Source organism: Rhizobacter sp. (assembly GCF_032229685.1).
Lineage (GTDB): Bacteria > Pseudomonadota > Gammaproteobacteria > Burkholderiales > Burkholderiaceae_C > LMDS01.
This window is the reverse complement of the sequence record NZ_JAVTWP010000002.1, coordinates 61,187-73,963: the sequence shown is the minus strand read 5'-3', so window position 1 is coordinate 73,963 and position 12,777 is coordinate 61,187. Positions and strand designations below refer to the sequence as shown.

General features: G+C 65.5%; 13 protein-coding genes. 7 read left to right on the top strand and 6 right to left on the bottom strand.

The window, feature by feature from the left end; all coding sequences use genetic code 11:
- Window positions 1–5 precede the first annotated feature (5 nt).
- Complete coding sequence (locus AC30PD_RS00785; protein ID WP_489533725.1) at window positions 6–629, top strand: YitT family protein; 624 nt, start codon at window positions 6–8, stop codon at window positions 627–629.
- Window positions 630–692: 63 nt separating this feature from the next.
- Here the strand turns inward: AC30PD_RS00785 and hemN are convergent, their stop codons facing one another.
- The 4 genes from hemN to AC30PD_RS00765 all read right to left on the bottom strand — a co-directional run bounded on the left by hemN (window position 693) and on the right by AC30PD_RS00765 (window position 3,602).
- The gene (hemN, locus tag AC30PD_RS00780; protein WP_489533724.1) at window positions 693–2,102 is read right to left on the bottom strand and encodes an oxygen-independent coproporphyrinogen III oxidase; all 1,410 of its coding nucleotides are present in this window, start codon (window positions 2,100–2,102) and stop codon (window positions 693–695) included.
- Window positions 2,103–2,171: 69 nt separating this feature from the next.
- Window positions 2,172–2,429 (bottom strand): DUF2249 domain-containing protein, encoded by a 258-nt coding sequence (locus tag AC30PD_RS00775; protein ID WP_489533723.1) that lies wholly within the window; start codon window positions 2,427–2,429, stop codon window positions 2,172–2,174.
- Between the two features lie 47 nt (window positions 2,430–2,476).
- Window positions 2,477–3,064, bottom strand: coding sequence for a hemerythrin domain-containing protein (locus AC30PD_RS00770; protein ID WP_489533722.1), 588 nt, complete (start codon window positions 3,062–3,064; stop codon window positions 2,477–2,479).
- Between the two features lie 16 nt (window positions 3,065–3,080).
- Window positions 3,081–3,602, bottom strand: a complete 522-nt coding sequence (locus tag AC30PD_RS00765) for an RrF2 family transcriptional regulator (protein ID WP_489533721.1) — start codon at window positions 3,600–3,602, stop codon at window positions 3,081–3,083.
- 117 nt (window positions 3,603–3,719) lie between these two features.
- Here AC30PD_RS00765 and AC30PD_RS00760 point away from each other — a divergent pair, with 117 nt between their 5' ends.
- On the top strand, window positions 3,720–4,940 hold the full coding sequence (locus AC30PD_RS00760) for an NnrS family protein (protein ID WP_489533720.1): 1,221 nt from the start codon (window positions 3,720–3,722) through the stop codon (window positions 4,938–4,940).
- Between the two features lie 31 nt (window positions 4,941–4,971).
- On the opposite strand, the gene AC30PD_RS00755 is transcribed toward AC30PD_RS00760, so the two are convergent.
- Window positions 4,972–5,118, bottom strand: coding sequence for a hypothetical protein (locus AC30PD_RS00755; protein WP_489533760.1), 147 nt, complete (start codon window positions 5,116–5,118; stop codon window positions 4,972–4,974).
- Between AC30PD_RS00755 and AC30PD_RS00750 the strand changes: the two genes are divergently transcribed.
- From AC30PD_RS00750 to AC30PD_RS00735, 4 genes are all read left to right on the top strand, one after another.
- The gene (locus tag AC30PD_RS00750) at window positions 5,053–5,334 is read left to right on the top strand and encodes a DUF2249 domain-containing protein (protein WP_489533719.1); all 282 of its coding nucleotides are present in this window, start codon (window positions 5,053–5,055) and stop codon (window positions 5,332–5,334) included. The two genes, AC30PD_RS00755 and AC30PD_RS00750, sit on opposite strands and share 66 nt — an antisense overlap.
- Window positions 5,331–5,654, top strand: coding sequence for a ferredoxin FdxA (gene fdxA / locus AC30PD_RS00745; protein WP_489533718.1), 324 nt, complete (start codon window positions 5,331–5,333; stop codon window positions 5,652–5,654). The genes AC30PD_RS00750 and fdxA overlap by 4 nt, the downstream gene beginning before the upstream one ends.
- An 82-nt stretch (window positions 5,655–5,736) precedes the next feature.
- On the top strand, window positions 5,737–7,203 hold the full coding sequence (gene ccoG / locus AC30PD_RS00740) for a cytochrome c oxidase accessory protein CcoG (protein WP_489533717.1): 1,467 nt from the start codon (window positions 5,737–5,739) through the stop codon (window positions 7,201–7,203).
- 116 nt (window positions 7,204–7,319) lie between these two features.
- Complete coding sequence (locus AC30PD_RS00735; protein ID WP_489533716.1) at window positions 7,320–8,507, top strand: HPP family protein; 1,188 nt, start codon at window positions 7,320–7,322, stop codon at window positions 8,505–8,507.
- Between the two features lie 426 nt (window positions 8,508–8,933).
- Here the strand turns inward: AC30PD_RS00735 and AC30PD_RS00730 are convergent, their stop codons facing one another.
- Window positions 8,934–10,865, bottom strand: a complete 1,932-nt coding sequence (locus tag AC30PD_RS00730; protein ID WP_489533715.1) for a winged helix-turn-helix domain-containing tetratricopeptide repeat protein — start codon at window positions 10,863–10,865, stop codon at window positions 8,934–8,936.
- Between AC30PD_RS00730 and AC30PD_RS00725 the strand changes: the two genes are divergently transcribed.
- Window positions 10,864–12,498, top strand: coding sequence for an amidohydrolase (locus AC30PD_RS00725; protein WP_489533714.1), 1,635 nt, complete (start codon window positions 10,864–10,866; stop codon window positions 12,496–12,498). The two genes, AC30PD_RS00730 and AC30PD_RS00725, sit on opposite strands and share 2 nt — an antisense overlap.
- The last annotated feature ends 279 nt before the right edge of the window (window positions 12,499–12,777 follow it).

Sequence of the window (12,777 nt, the reverse complement as noted above, 5' to 3'; positions counted from 1 at the left end):
GGTTCATGACGCCTACCGCCGCGGCACCCGCCCATCCCCACACCGTTGCCGATGATGTGCAAGCGGTCGGCACGGCGGTCATCTTGGTGTCCCTCGGGCTGTCGTTGCTGAACAGCGCGGGGCTCATAACCGGCGGAACGCCGGGTCTTGCTTTCCTGCTGAGCTACGCCACCGGCCTGCCCCTTGGCGTTGCACTGTTCCTGGTCAATCTGCCCTTCTACGGCCTTGCATGGAAAGGAATGGGGCCGAGATTCACCGCCAAGACCTTGGCTGCGGTATCGAGCCTGTCGGTGGGAGTAGGACTGCTCGGGCACGTCGTCACCGTGCGCGCGGAGCCGCTGTACGCCGCCATCGCGGGCGGTGTGCTCATCGGAACTGGCCTGCTGGTCATGTTCCGACACAAGGCCAGCTTTGGAGGCATCAACATCCTGGCCCTGTATCTGCAACGCCGAAAGGGTTGGGCACCTGGCAAGGTACAACTCGTCGTCGATGCAGCGATCCTGGCAGCCGCACTGTTGCTGATGGACTCAACCCGGGTAGCCTGGTCGCTGCTTGGTGCCGTCGCAGTGAACGCCGTCCTCATCTGGAACCACCGCCCGGGTCGCTATCTGTCGACGCCGGAGCCGTGACGCGCCCGTACTGCTGACCACCTGAGCACGCCATGGGAGGGCGCGGCCAACCCGGCTTGCGAGCTACATCACCTTTGAAAACCGATGGCGATCTCTGGCCAACTGCAGGTGCTTGTCGAACGCCATGGCGACGGCGCGAACGAGGAACCAACCCGAAGCCGTCACCTGGACCGCACCTTGTTCCAGTGTCACCAGCCCCGACGCAGCCATCTCGTGCAAGGCTCGAAGCTCGGCCTCGAGATACTCTGCCACGCGCACGCCGTGTGCACGCTCGATGGGCTCGAATTCCACGCGACCCTGGCACATCAGCGCCATGATGACATCCCGCCTCAGCTCGTCATCGGGCGTTAACGTGTAGCCCCGAACGACAGGCAACCGGCGGTCGCGCAGCGACTCGTAGTATTCCGGCAAGGTCTTCGCGTTCTGATAGTAGGCCGCTCCCACCCGACCAATGGCCGACACACCCAACGCGACGAGATCGCAGTCGGGTTGCGTGCTGTAGCCTTGGAAGTTGCGGTGAAGCCGACCTTCCCGCTTGGCGACCGCCAGCGAGTCGCCCGGCAGTGCGAAGTGGTCCATCCCGATGTAGCAGTAGTCCTGCGACAGGAACCCCGCGATGGCATTGCCCAGCATCGAGATGCGCTGAGGGGCGTTCGGCAGGTCGGCGTCGGCAATCCGCCTCTGCGGCTTGAAGCGTTCCGGCAGGTGCGCGTACGCATACAGAGCGATGCGGTCGGGCCGCAGTTCACCCATCTGCTGAATGGTTCGCGCAAAACTCTCGGGCGTCTGCTTGGGGAGCCCGTAGATCAGGTCGGCGTTGATGGAGACGTACCCCAACGCCCGGGCACTCTTCATCAGGCCCTCGACCATCTCGAACGATTGGACCCGGTGTACCGCTTGTTGAACCTCCGGGTCGAAGTCCTGCACACCGAAGCTCAGCCGGTTGAAACCAAGTTTGCGAAAGTGCGCGAGACGGTCGGGTGTCACCGTGCGAGGGTCCACTTCGATCGACACCTCCGAATCCGGCGTCAATTGGAAGGCGCCGCCCAGCGTGGTCATCACCCGAGTCAGTTCGGAATCGGACAGGAAGGTGGGCGAACCGCCACCGAAGTGGAGTTGCGACACCGGGCGACCGGCACCGAGGGCCTCGACCACCAGAGCAAGTTCCACTTCTAGCGCGTCAAGGTATTCGGCGGCGCGGTCGTGGTGTTTGGTGATGATCTTGTTGCAGCCGCAGTAGTAGCACAACGATTCGCAGAAAGGGATGTGCACATACAGCGAGAGGGGTGCCGACGAACTGGCCCGACTGCGCGCATGAAGTACTTGCATCGCGTCTGATGAGCCGAACCTTTCCGCAAATCGGTCGGCCGTCGGATACGAGGTGTACCGCGGGCCCGGCGTGTCGAACTTGCGCAGCAACTCTTCGGTGAGGATCGCGCGCACATCGACTGGCTGAGCGGTATCGGTAGGCATGGCGAATGGTGGACTTGCTGAAGGCATTCGAGCTTGATTCCAGTCAAATGCGCACCGGGACAAGGCTGCTCAGCACACGCTGAAGTCAATCACGATGGCGCCGGGCTCGCGCTGGCGGTACTCGACTCCGACGCGAGCACCATAGCGTTGCTCGATCTGCGCAAGCAGGGGCAGCGGGTCATGATCGTTGGCAAAGCGCATGGTCTCGCCGGGCTGCAGACTGTCCAGGGCACCAAAGATGGCGGCATGACGAAAGCGCTTGGCAACGCCGCGGGCGTCGAACGGATAGATCGCGTCGGGAGACAGGTGAAGATGAGGCTGTGACATGGTCGTCTTGTGGTTGGCTGAGGTTTAAAGATTGCAGCGCCGCGATTTCAGCGCGCCACGTCGGCGGTGTGCGCGACCGCCGGCACATCTGTGCTGACAAGACCACGCCGAGTGCGCATGGCAAGGCCCACGCGGTCCAGCTCGGAATCACTCAGCAAACGGGCGGCCATCGGAAGCAACTCGGATTCTTCGCGTGCGATGTGTTGTGCGTACAGGTCCACGAGCCCCTGCACGTCAGCAGCACCCAACGGGACAGCGATTCCAGCGGCCACACGCTCTAGAACTTGACGCAACGCACCCCATCGACCTTCGAGAGCACGGTGGTCGGCGCAGAGGGCTGTCGTCAGTTCGCGAAGACAAACGGCATCCGACCCGCCCATGGACTCCAGCAGTGCGGGAAACAGGTCCTGCTCTTCGTCCTCATGGTGGTGTCGAGCGGCCGTATCGAAGTAGCGCATGACCGCTGCGGCAGCTTCTTGCGCGGGCCGATCCGAACCATGCGAGGCGATGTGTGGCACCAGTCGCAGCAACGTTTCGCACTGACTCTGGACACGTCCGTGGCAGGCCGCCAGCATTTCCAGGGGGACCTCGAAGCCTGCGGCAGGGGCGGTGTGCCCAGGGAAATTGTTGGTCATTTTCGTGCGCCCAGATTCAGCGATCCTGCGCGGAGGTTTTGGTCTGCCGTGCGGGACGGCGGGTTGGAGGCATCGACATAGTGACGGCCGCCTTTCCGCCCGACGGCACTCCCACCGGGCGACCCTTGGGTCCGGGGAGCCCCGCGGTCATGTCGGCCAGCGTTGCCCCGTCCAAGGCCTTGAAGTAGCCCCGCAAGGCCTCGCCGAACAAGTGCTTCAGGCGACAGCTCGGCGAAAGCGTGCAGGCGTCGGTGTCGGCATCGAAGCACTCGACGAGGCGGAAGTCGGTCTCCGTCGCGCGCACGACATCGCCAATGCGAATCGCCTCGGGCTCCGCCAGCAACCGCAGGCCGCCGCCACGCCCCCGGGTGGTCTCGATCAGGCCCCGGTGTGCCAGATCGTTGACGACCTTCATCAGATGGTTCTTCGACAGTCTGTGGTGCTCGGCCAGTTCGGCGATGGTGACCAGACGCTCACGATGGGCGGCGCAATACATCAGTACGCGCAGCGTGTAGTCGGTGTATTCGGAAAGTCGCATGTGCGGCCCTAAAGATGCATGCAGTGTATTGCTTTATGGGTGCGTTGTCACTAAGATGCAGTTTGTTTGCATCTTTCTAGATCAATGCACCTCTCGCAGGGCGCAAGTGGCTCCTCCATGACGCTTCAAGCTCCGCCCCCCGTCGTCGCCGTACCAGCGGCGAGTCCACCAGGCTCCGTCACTGCGCTGCGCGGCTGGCCGGTTCTGCGGCTCGGCTTCCGCCCGTTCTACCTGGGTGCCGCGGTGTTCGCGATGCTGGCGGTTCCGCTTTGGATCGCATTGCTGTTGGGTTCAGTGACGCTGAACTTGCGCGTCTCGCCGGTGCTTTGGCATGCCCACGAGATGCTCTTTGGCTTCGCCGTCGCTGTGATCGTGGGGTTCTTGCTCACCGCCGGAAAAGCCTGGACCGGATTGGCCACACCGCGCGGCGGTGCGCTGGCAGCGCTTGCCCTGCTGTGGGTAGCGGCCAGACTGGCTGCGGTCGCGGCGCCCTACGCCGTCTATGCGGTGCTGGACATGCTGCTGCTGCCCTTGGTGGCGGCCATCCTCACCAGCGTGCTGTGGCGGGCCGGCAACCGCCGCAATCTGCCTTTGGGCGCCATACTGGCGTTGCTGGCGCTGGCGAACCTGTGTTTTCACCTGGCTGTTCTGGGCCTGCTCGACATCGCCCCGGTCCGAGCACTGCACGCCGGTCTGGCCTTGATCGTGATGATCGAATGCGTGATCGCTGGCCGGGTGATTCCAGCGTTCACGATGTCAGCACTTCCGGGCACCAAGCTGCAGGTGCCGCCCCGGCTGGAACAAGCCACGCTCGCGGCCACGGCCCTCGCGTTGGCTGCGTGGGTGCTGCTGCCGCCCCACGCCGTCACGGCCGCAGCTTTTGGCACGGCCGGCTTGCTGCACGCTGTGCGCCTGTGGCAGTGGCAACCCTGGCGCACGCGTGCGCGGCCCATCCTTTGGGTCCTGCACCTGGCATATGCATGGATCCCCATCGGCCTTCTGCTGCTCGGGTGGGCTCAGCTCGGCGGCGTCAATGCATCGGCAGGGATGCACGCCTTGGCCGTAGGCGCCACTGGTGGGCTCGTGATCGGCATGATCACCCGCACGGCGCGGGGCCACACGGGGCGGCCGCTGCAGGCATCGAGGCTCGAGGTTGCGGCCTACCTGTTGGTGGCGAGCGCCGCTGTGGCTCGGGTGGTGCTGCCGTTGCTGGCGCCACAGCAGCTCGTACTGTGGCTGGTCGCCGCCGCAGTTGCCTGGTCTGCCGCGTTCGGCATCTACCTGGTCATCTTTGCGCCGTGGCTGGTAAGCACGCGGCTCGACGGCAAGGACGGCTGATGACCAACGTTCCTTTTCGATGCAAGTCCGTTCATCCAGGACCCCATCGAGGCAATACCAAGTGAAGCCGCCGCCTGCCCACGCCGCTTCCCACTGTGTCGAAATTGGCGAGATGACGCAGATTGAGCGTCACGCTGTCATCTTCGCCCGCCTTGAAGCGCTTCATCCAGGTCAGCACTTGCGGCTCCTGTACGACAGCGATCCTCAACTGCTGCGCGATCGATTCAACACTCGGTTCGATGGCCAGTACGAGTGGCTAGATATGAAAGCCGGGCCCTTGGTGTGGCGCGTGCAGATCACCCGACTTGGCACGAATGCGAGATGTCTCGTGGGGCGATTCCCTGCTGTACCGGCAGCGCTTGCTGCGCTTGACCGAGGACAGGACGCTGCATGACTTTCGTCGTGACCGAGGCGTGCATTCGCTGCAAGTACACCGACTGCGTGGATGTGTGTCCGGTCGACGCGTTTCGCGAAGGGCCGAATTTTCTGGTCATCGACCCCGACGAATGCATCGACTGCGCCGTGTGTGTCCCGGAGTGTCCGGTGAACGCGATCTATGCCGAGGAAGATGTACCGGGCAACCAAGTGCACTTCACGGCGCTCAACGCCGAACTCTCGCGGGGGTGGAAGCCCATCACCAGAACGAGGCTGCCTCTTCCTGACGCCGAGGAGTGGAGCAAGATCGAAGCAAAGCTCGGCGAGTTGAAGCGATGACGGCATTCGAATCGCTCGCGACCGGTGGGCGAGCTCACGACGGGCGTGCCACCCCAGAATTCCTTGATCGAGGACGCTTGTCTTGAGCAAACGCCAGCCGCACCCCGTCATTCCGATTCAACCGGTTACACCCAGCGACGAGGGCCAGTTCGTTTCCATGTATCAGAAGCAGCCCGACATCTATCCGCGGGCGGTAAAGGGCTGGTTCGCCGCGTGGCGGTGGGCCTTCGTGTGGCTCACGCAGCTGTTCTTCTATGGACTGCCCTGGATCCAATGGGGCGGCCGCCAGGCGGTGCTGTTCGACCTGGAGGCTCAGCGCTTCTACATCCTGGGCCTCGTGCTCTATCCCCAGGACCTGATCTTCCTGGCAGCGCTGCTCGTACTGTCGGCCCTGGCGCTGTTCTTCTTCACGGCAGTTGCTGGCCGCCTGTGGTGCGGCTACACCTGCCCGCAGACCGTCTACACCGAAATCTTCATGTGGGTGGAGCGCAAGATCGAAGGCGACCGGATCGCCCGCATGCGACTCGACCAGGCGCCATGGAGCGCAAACAAGCTTGCTCGCAAGTTTGCCAAGCAGAGCGCGTGGCTGTCGATCGGACTGTTCACAGGATTCAGCTTCGTGGGCTACTTCACGCCGATCCGGGAACTGGCTGGTGCCGTGGTCACCTTCGGCGTGTCGCCGTGGAACGTGTTCTGGATCCTGTTCTACGGCGCTGCCACCTATGGCAACGCAGGATATTTGCGCGAGCAGATGTGCAAGTACATGTGCCCCTACGCGCGCTTCCAGAGCGCACTGATCGACAAGGATTCGTTGATCATCACCTACGACACCGGACGCGGGGAACCGCGTGGCTCACGCTCGCGCAAGGCCACGGCAGCGGCACAGGGCCTCGGTGACTGCATCGACTGCACCTTGTGCGTCCAGGTCTGCCCGACCGGCATCGACATTCGCAATGGGCTCCAAAACGAGTGCATCGGCTGCGCTGCCTGCATCGATGTCTGCGACGACGTGATGGACAAGATGGGCTACGCCAAAGGCCTGATCCGCTACTCCACAGAGAACGGCGTGGTGAACAAGTGGACGCGGCTGCAGATGTTCCGGCGCGCCTTGCGGCCTCGCGTGTTGATCTACGGCGCGGTGTTGTCCGCTGCGAGCGTGGCGTTCGCCGCCAGCGTGGCGCTCCGCAGCCCGTTCAAGTTCGATGTGGTCAAGGACCGCGGAGCCCTCGCACGGGTCGTCGATGAAGGTGTTGTCGAGAACGTCTACCGTATCCAGGTCATGAACCGTCTTGAGGCGACGCAGCAGTACCGAGTCACTGCCAGCGGAATCGCGGGATTGGCGGTGTCGGCGCCGCAGCTGAGTGCCGGCCCGGCGGGCGTGACATCTGCGGCGGTCACGCTGAAGCTTCCACTTGCTTCCGCACATGCCTTGCTCGGCACCTCGACGCCCGTGATTTTCGAAGTTTCAGTGCTTGGTCCTGCAAGCTCCAACCCTGAAGGCGCCCGGGCGGTCCAACACGAGAAGTCCACGTTTTTTGTCCCTCGATGAGGTGCTTTGCCCCGGCTGGCCGGCTTCGGTCGAGACGCCGAGGCCCCTGAAGCCTGGCGCTTTCGAGTCGTGCGGCCTTCCCAGTGCCAAAGGCTGCGCGAAACAAGAACAATTCGATGATGAAAAACGTCTTGGAGGAGAGCAGCTGGCTGCTCTGGCTGGGCTTTCAGCGCCAGACCGTCGATGCCCGCGAACGCGCGCGTGACGTCGCAGGCGCAGTGCTCGGCCTTCTGCTGACGGGTGGTTTGAGTTGGTGGGCGTGGGGGCCAAGCTCGATCTGGCTCGGGGCGCCGATGGGGGCATCTGCGGTCCTGCTGTTCGCGGTGCCAAGCAGCCCGCTGGCACAGCCCTGGCCCGTCGTGGTTGGCAACCTCATGGCTGCGCTGGTGGGCGTGCTGGTGTTCCAAACCCTTGGATCGACGCCACTGTCCGCGGCCCTGGCCGGCGGCTTGGCGCTGGCACTTATGTTCCCCCTGCGCTGCGTGCATCCACCCAGCGGCGCGGTGGCCGTCACCGCGGTTGTCGGCGGGGCGGCGGTCCATGATCTGGGTTTCGGCTTCGCGCTGGCGCCGATTGCGCTGAACTCGGCCGTGCTCGTGGCGTGTGCCCTGCTGTGGAGGCGGGTGACGCGCAATCACGTGGCACCGCACCCGGTGATACACGCAAACCGCCACCACACCACCGATGCGGCGCCGCAGGATCGCATCGGCATGACCACCGCCGATCTTGACGCCGCGCTGCGCAGCTTCAACGAACTGCTCGACATCGACAGCGAGTCGCTGGAGCAGGTGCTGCGCCACGCGCAGGGTCTGGCCTGGCAACGCCACTTCGGCAGCGTGCGCTGCGCCGACATCATGTCGCGCGACCTGGTGACAGTGGAGTTCGCGACGCCACTGCAAGAGGCCTGGGCCTTGCTGCATCGCCACCGCATCCGCGCCCTGCCTGTGGTCGACCGGGCCCGCCGCGTGATTGGCGTGGTCACGATGGTGGACTTTCTCAAGCATGCCCGGCTCGACCCGCGGGACCACCTCAGCCTGGGGCAGCGCGTTCGGCAGCTGCTGGCGCCCACGCCCGGTGCCTACTCCGATAAAGCTGAGGTGGTCGGCCAGATCATGACCAGCCCGGTACACACCGTCTCCGAACAAGACCCCGTGGTGGACCTGGTGCCCAGGCTGTCTGACGAGGGCATGCATCACCTACCCGTGGTCGATGCCGACCGCCGGATTTCGGGAATGGTGTCTCAGTCGGACCTCGTAGCAGCTCTGTACCGCGCGCAGTCTGCGGGTCTGCCCAGCAGCCAATGAAGGGGGCGCTCCCAGCACAGCGTCAACGTGTCGACGTGTCGCCGGCAGGTGCGCCGCGCTGGCGCGCTGGCTTGCTGCTCGGCTCACCGCATCGGCTGTTGTGTCGGCAAGGACAACGAGGCGGGTAGATGGGCGCAGGTTCACCTTGGGCACGCGACTGTCGGCTAGCAGGCAGAAAGTCGAACGACAGGTCCTGGCCGGCCTTGACCGCTCAGCGGTCAACGACCAATGGCGGCGATGAGATGCTCACCGGACGCCGCGAGCTTTGCCGACCGCTGTACGTTTCACTGCCGCCCTTGGTCGCGAGCAACTGGCCGACGCTGGACGACCCTGTGCCGTCATCGACCATGGTCACAAGCGGACCATCGAAGAATCACAATGAGACGGTACCCGGCAGACTCATCCGAAGAGACCCGCCATTCTTCTTCACTTAGGTCGCTGACTATCGTCACCTGGGTCGACTGGGGTACCAGCATGTGCAGGCACGCCCGCTGCAGCGGCCGCTGCCACGCGCCGGGCGCGAAGTGCGCCGGCAGTGTCTGCGAAGATCGAGCCAAACTGGGATGTCGTCATCGTCGGCATCCGCTCGAGTAGCCGAACCGCCTCTTCGCGCGCTTCGGCGATTCGGCCGAGCTCGAACAGGGCCGCAATGCGGTCCTGGCGGCAGCGCCAGAAGTCCGGCGCCTTGGCCAGGCACTCGTCGGCGACACGTACCGCTTCCTCGAGGCGCCGGCCGCCCCAAAGCGCGGTGGCGTAGAACGCCGGCAGGTAGGCCGGCGAAAGGGGATCCCGTTCAACGGCCTGGCGCAGGTTCTGCACGGCGGGTTCGACCTCGCCGAGTTCGAGTTGCGCCTTGCCGAGGCTGTAGAAGCAGCCGGCATCGTTCGGACTGAGCTCGCAACTTCGCTTCGCTGCGGACAGCGCCCCGTCGAAGTCGTTGCCGAGCGCCAGCGCCTGCGAGAGGGCGTGGTGGGCCAGCGGCAGGTCGGGCTGCAATGCGATCGCGCGGCGGATCTGCGCCAGGACCTCGCCGACCCGTCTTTCGTCCCACTCGCCGGTCAGGTGCAGGCCAACGTCGATGGTGTTCGCAATTCCCAGGAACGCCCAGGCCGGGGCATAGTCCGGGTCGATCTTCAAGGCTCGGCCGTACAGATCGCGCGACTCGCGCAGGCCGGTTGCGCTGTACTGGGTCATCCGGGCCATGCCGCGGGCCGTCAACGCGTAGACATCCAGCGTCTTCGGCGGCGATGAGAGTGCGCGGCGCTGCTCGGTCCGAGTCATCTTCGACTGCAGCGTTCCCGCGATTTGTCCGACGACGGCCTGTTCCGTGCTACCAAGCGTGGTGGCGTCAACAGTGTGGGTCACGGACAGGAGCACGCGGCCGTCCTGGCTGTCCAGCAGTTCAATCGCGAGACGCAACTGCTCGCCCTGCCGGCGCACGTTGCCGTCGACGAGGTAGCGGCTGTGCAGGCGCCGGCCGACCTCGACCAGCGGCAGCGCGCCGTCGGACATCCGGAAGCTCGACTGCGTCGACATGACACGCAGGTCCGGGCTGCGGGCCAGTTCCGCGACGAGGTCCGCCGCGACGCTTCTGGCGAGTGCATCACCGTCGCTGCTCCCGCCCGGCGACTTGAACGCGAGCACGGCCACCGAGAGCGTGTCGCTGTCTTCCTTGGCACCGGCGGGAGGCATGTCGCGGTGCCGGACCGACCAGGCTGCGACGCCGACCAGCGCGATCGCCGCCGCGATCGCACCTGCCAGCCATGCCGCGCGGGCCCGCGGTCGAGTGGCGGGCCTTGCCGCGATGTGGAGGGACGCGACCTCGGCTACCGGGGCCGACACGGGCGCGGCGCGCACGGCCGCCTCGTCGGCCACAACCAACAGGTAGCCACGTCGCGGGATCGTCTTGATGACTCGATACCCCGCCTCGCCGAAGGCACGTCGCACGTCGCCAATGGCCTGGACCAGCGAATCGTCCGTGACGACCAGCCCAGCCCAGACCGTGGCGAGCAAGTCTTCCTTGGTGACCAGCCGGCCAGCGTTGCGCCCCAGGTGCGAAAGCACCTGGAACGCCTGGTGTCGCAGATCGACCTGTCGGCCCTCAGAGTCCAGCAAGGCCTCGCGATCGAAATCGATCACGAAACCCGCTACGGCGAGCCGGGGAGGCACGTCCAGCGGTTGAAGCATCGGTCGATCCAACAGCGTCTCCCGATGAGAAGCTTTGTGGAAGACCATTCTGCGCCGTGCGCCCCCGCCACGCAGATCGGCGCGCTTTCGCCGGATTTCGTCGATCGATCGGGACTTGTCGACGACCCGAGAACATGCTTCACACCTCGATGCTTCGTCGGAGAACCGCATGCGCGCACACCTTGCATTCGCCATGGCTTTGGGACTTGTATCCCCAACGTGGGTCTGGCCCGCGCCGCAGCTCGTCATCGTCAATGCGCGGGTCTTCACGGCGGAGCCTGCTCGACCGTGGGCCGAAGCTGTTGCGATCGAGGCGGGGCGGTTCAGCGCCGTCGGCTCCGACGCGGACATCCGTGCGCTGGCCGACGGCACGACACGCGTGATCGATGCCGGCGGCCGACTCGTGACACCGGGCCTCGTCGAGGCCCATGTGCATCTGGGATCGACGCTGCCATCGCCCCCCATCGCGATGCCCGGCCTGCCGTTTCCGGGGCCGTCCGCGGGTGAGGTCCTGGCCGCCGTCGGCGCGGCTTCGAAAGAAGCGGGCGACTGGATCAGCGGCATCGTGGGTCCCCTCACGGCGCGGGATGCACGCAACTGGCGCGTCGCGCTGGACGATGCCGCGCCGGACCGGCCGGTCGTGCTGGTCGGCTTCTGGGGCCACACGACGCTGCTCAACTCCGCGGCCCTGAAGCGCCTCGGCGTCGCCGAGAACGTGCGTGATCCGCTGGGTGGCTGGTGGGGGCGCGATGCCGCCGGTCGCCTCGATGGGCGGGCCTTCGAGGCGGCCGAGGACATCGGTTGGCATCGGCTGAGCCCGCCGGACCCGGCGCGCACCGCCGCGGAGTTCCAGGAAGCGGGCCAGCGCTATGCACGTTGGGGTGTGACGAGCATCCATTTGATGAACAGCAGCCGGACGCTGGCCGAGACGGTGGAAGCCCTTGCACGCGGCGGCACGCAGCAGAAGTGGACCGTCTACTCCTGGGCACGCGGCGAGGATCGCATTGCCGATGCGTGGCGTGCCCTCGATGCAGCGCCGAGGCCGCTGCCGCGGCATGTGCGGATCGATGGACCGAAGTGGCTGCTAGACGGCACCGGAATCGAGCAGAACGCGAAGCAGCGCGCGCCGTACGTTGGGCGGGCCGAGTGGCGGGGTCGATCGAACTACACCGGCACGCAGTTGCGGGAGATCCTGCAGACCGCGCTGCGGCGCCCCGAGCAGCTTGCGCTCCACGTCGTGGGCGACGCCGAAACGGATCGGCTGTTCAAGACCATGGAAGCGCTGGCTCCCGCCGCGCGCTGGGCCGCCAGGCGCGTGCGCGTTGAGCACGGTGACGGGATCCGTGCCGACACGCTGGCGCAGGCGGCCCGGCTCGGCGTCGTCGTCACGCAGAACCCGACCCACCTGCCGCCGCCGCTGCCGGAAGGCGCGCCTCGCCTCTTCGACCGGCTTTCGATCCTTCGCAGCCTGGTCGAAGCCGGTGTACCGCTGGCGCTCGGCTCCGATGGCGGCCCCGACGAGGCGAATCCCTTCCTGAACATCATGCTCGCCAGCACCTACGCCGCCGCTCCAGGCGAAGCATTGACGCGCGAACAGGCCTTGCTGGCCTATACGAGCGGCGGGGCGTTCGCCGAGCGGCTCGAGCGCGCCAAGGGGCGGATCGCTCCCGGCATGGCCGCCGATCTGGCCGTGCTGTCTCAGGACATCTTGACCGTGCCGTGGCAGGCATTGCCTGCCACCACGAGCGTCCTGACGATCCTTGATGGCGAGGTGGTCCACGAAGACCCCGTCATTCCTAGATAAGCGCACGCCTCCCCTCGCCGCATGGCACCACTCCGACCCGCCGGGCCGTTCACTCCCGTCGAGGGGTTAGCCCTTGATTTCGAACGCTAACCTTCGGGTCGAAACGTCTGAGAGTCCGCTTTGAAGGCAGCAAACGAAAGTCGCCTCGTGGCCGTCCAGTGCTGGCCATCGGAGGGCCCCTAACGGCCGCTGAGCAGCGCATCGCCGAAGGTGACCGAAATGGCACGAGAACCCGAGAACCGCTGAGGTCCAGCTTCCGAGCAGTCGTGGACAACCCTT

What these genes read in the sequence shown, in the direction of transcription:
- AC30PD_RS00785 (WP_489533725.1), top strand. Translation starts at nt 6, where the DNA reads ATGACGCCTACCGCCGCGGCACCCGCCCATCCCCACACCGTTGCCGAT.
- hemN (WP_489533724.1), bottom strand. Translation starts at nt 2,102, where the DNA reads ATGCCTACCGATACCGCTCAGCCAGTCGATGTGCGCGCGATCCTCACC.
- AC30PD_RS00775 (WP_489533723.1), bottom strand. Translation starts at nt 2,429, where the DNA reads ATGTCACAGCCTCATCTTCACCTGTCTCCCGACGCGATCTATCCGTTC.
- AC30PD_RS00770 (WP_489533722.1), bottom strand. Translation starts at nt 3,064, where the DNA reads ATGACCAACAATTTCCCTGGGCACACCGCCCCTGCCGCAGGCTTCGAG.
- AC30PD_RS00765 (WP_489533721.1), bottom strand. Translation starts at nt 3,602, where the DNA reads ATGCGACTTTCCGAATACACCGACTACACGCTGCGCGTACTGATGTAT.
- AC30PD_RS00760 (WP_489533720.1), top strand. Translation starts at nt 3,720, where the DNA reads ATGACGCTTCAAGCTCCGCCCCCCGTCGTCGCCGTACCAGCGGCGAGT.
- AC30PD_RS00750 (WP_489533719.1), top strand. Translation starts at nt 5,053, where the DNA reads ATGACGCAGATTGAGCGTCACGCTGTCATCTTCGCCCGCCTTGAAGCG.
- fdxA (WP_489533718.1), top strand. Translation starts at nt 5,331, where the DNA reads ATGACTTTCGTCGTGACCGAGGCGTGCATTCGCTGCAAGTACACCGAC.
- AC30PD_RS00735 (WP_489533716.1), top strand. Translation starts at nt 7,320, where the DNA reads ATGATGAAAAACGTCTTGGAGGAGAGCAGCTGGCTGCTCTGGCTGGGC.
- AC30PD_RS00725 (WP_489533714.1), top strand. Translation starts at nt 10,864, where the DNA reads ATGCGCGCACACCTTGCATTCGCCATGGCTTTGGGACTTGTATCCCCA.
- AC30PD_RS00730 (WP_489533715.1), bottom strand. Translation starts at nt 10,865, where the DNA reads ATGCGGTTCTCCGACGAAGCATCGAGGTGTGAAGCATGTTCTCGGGTC.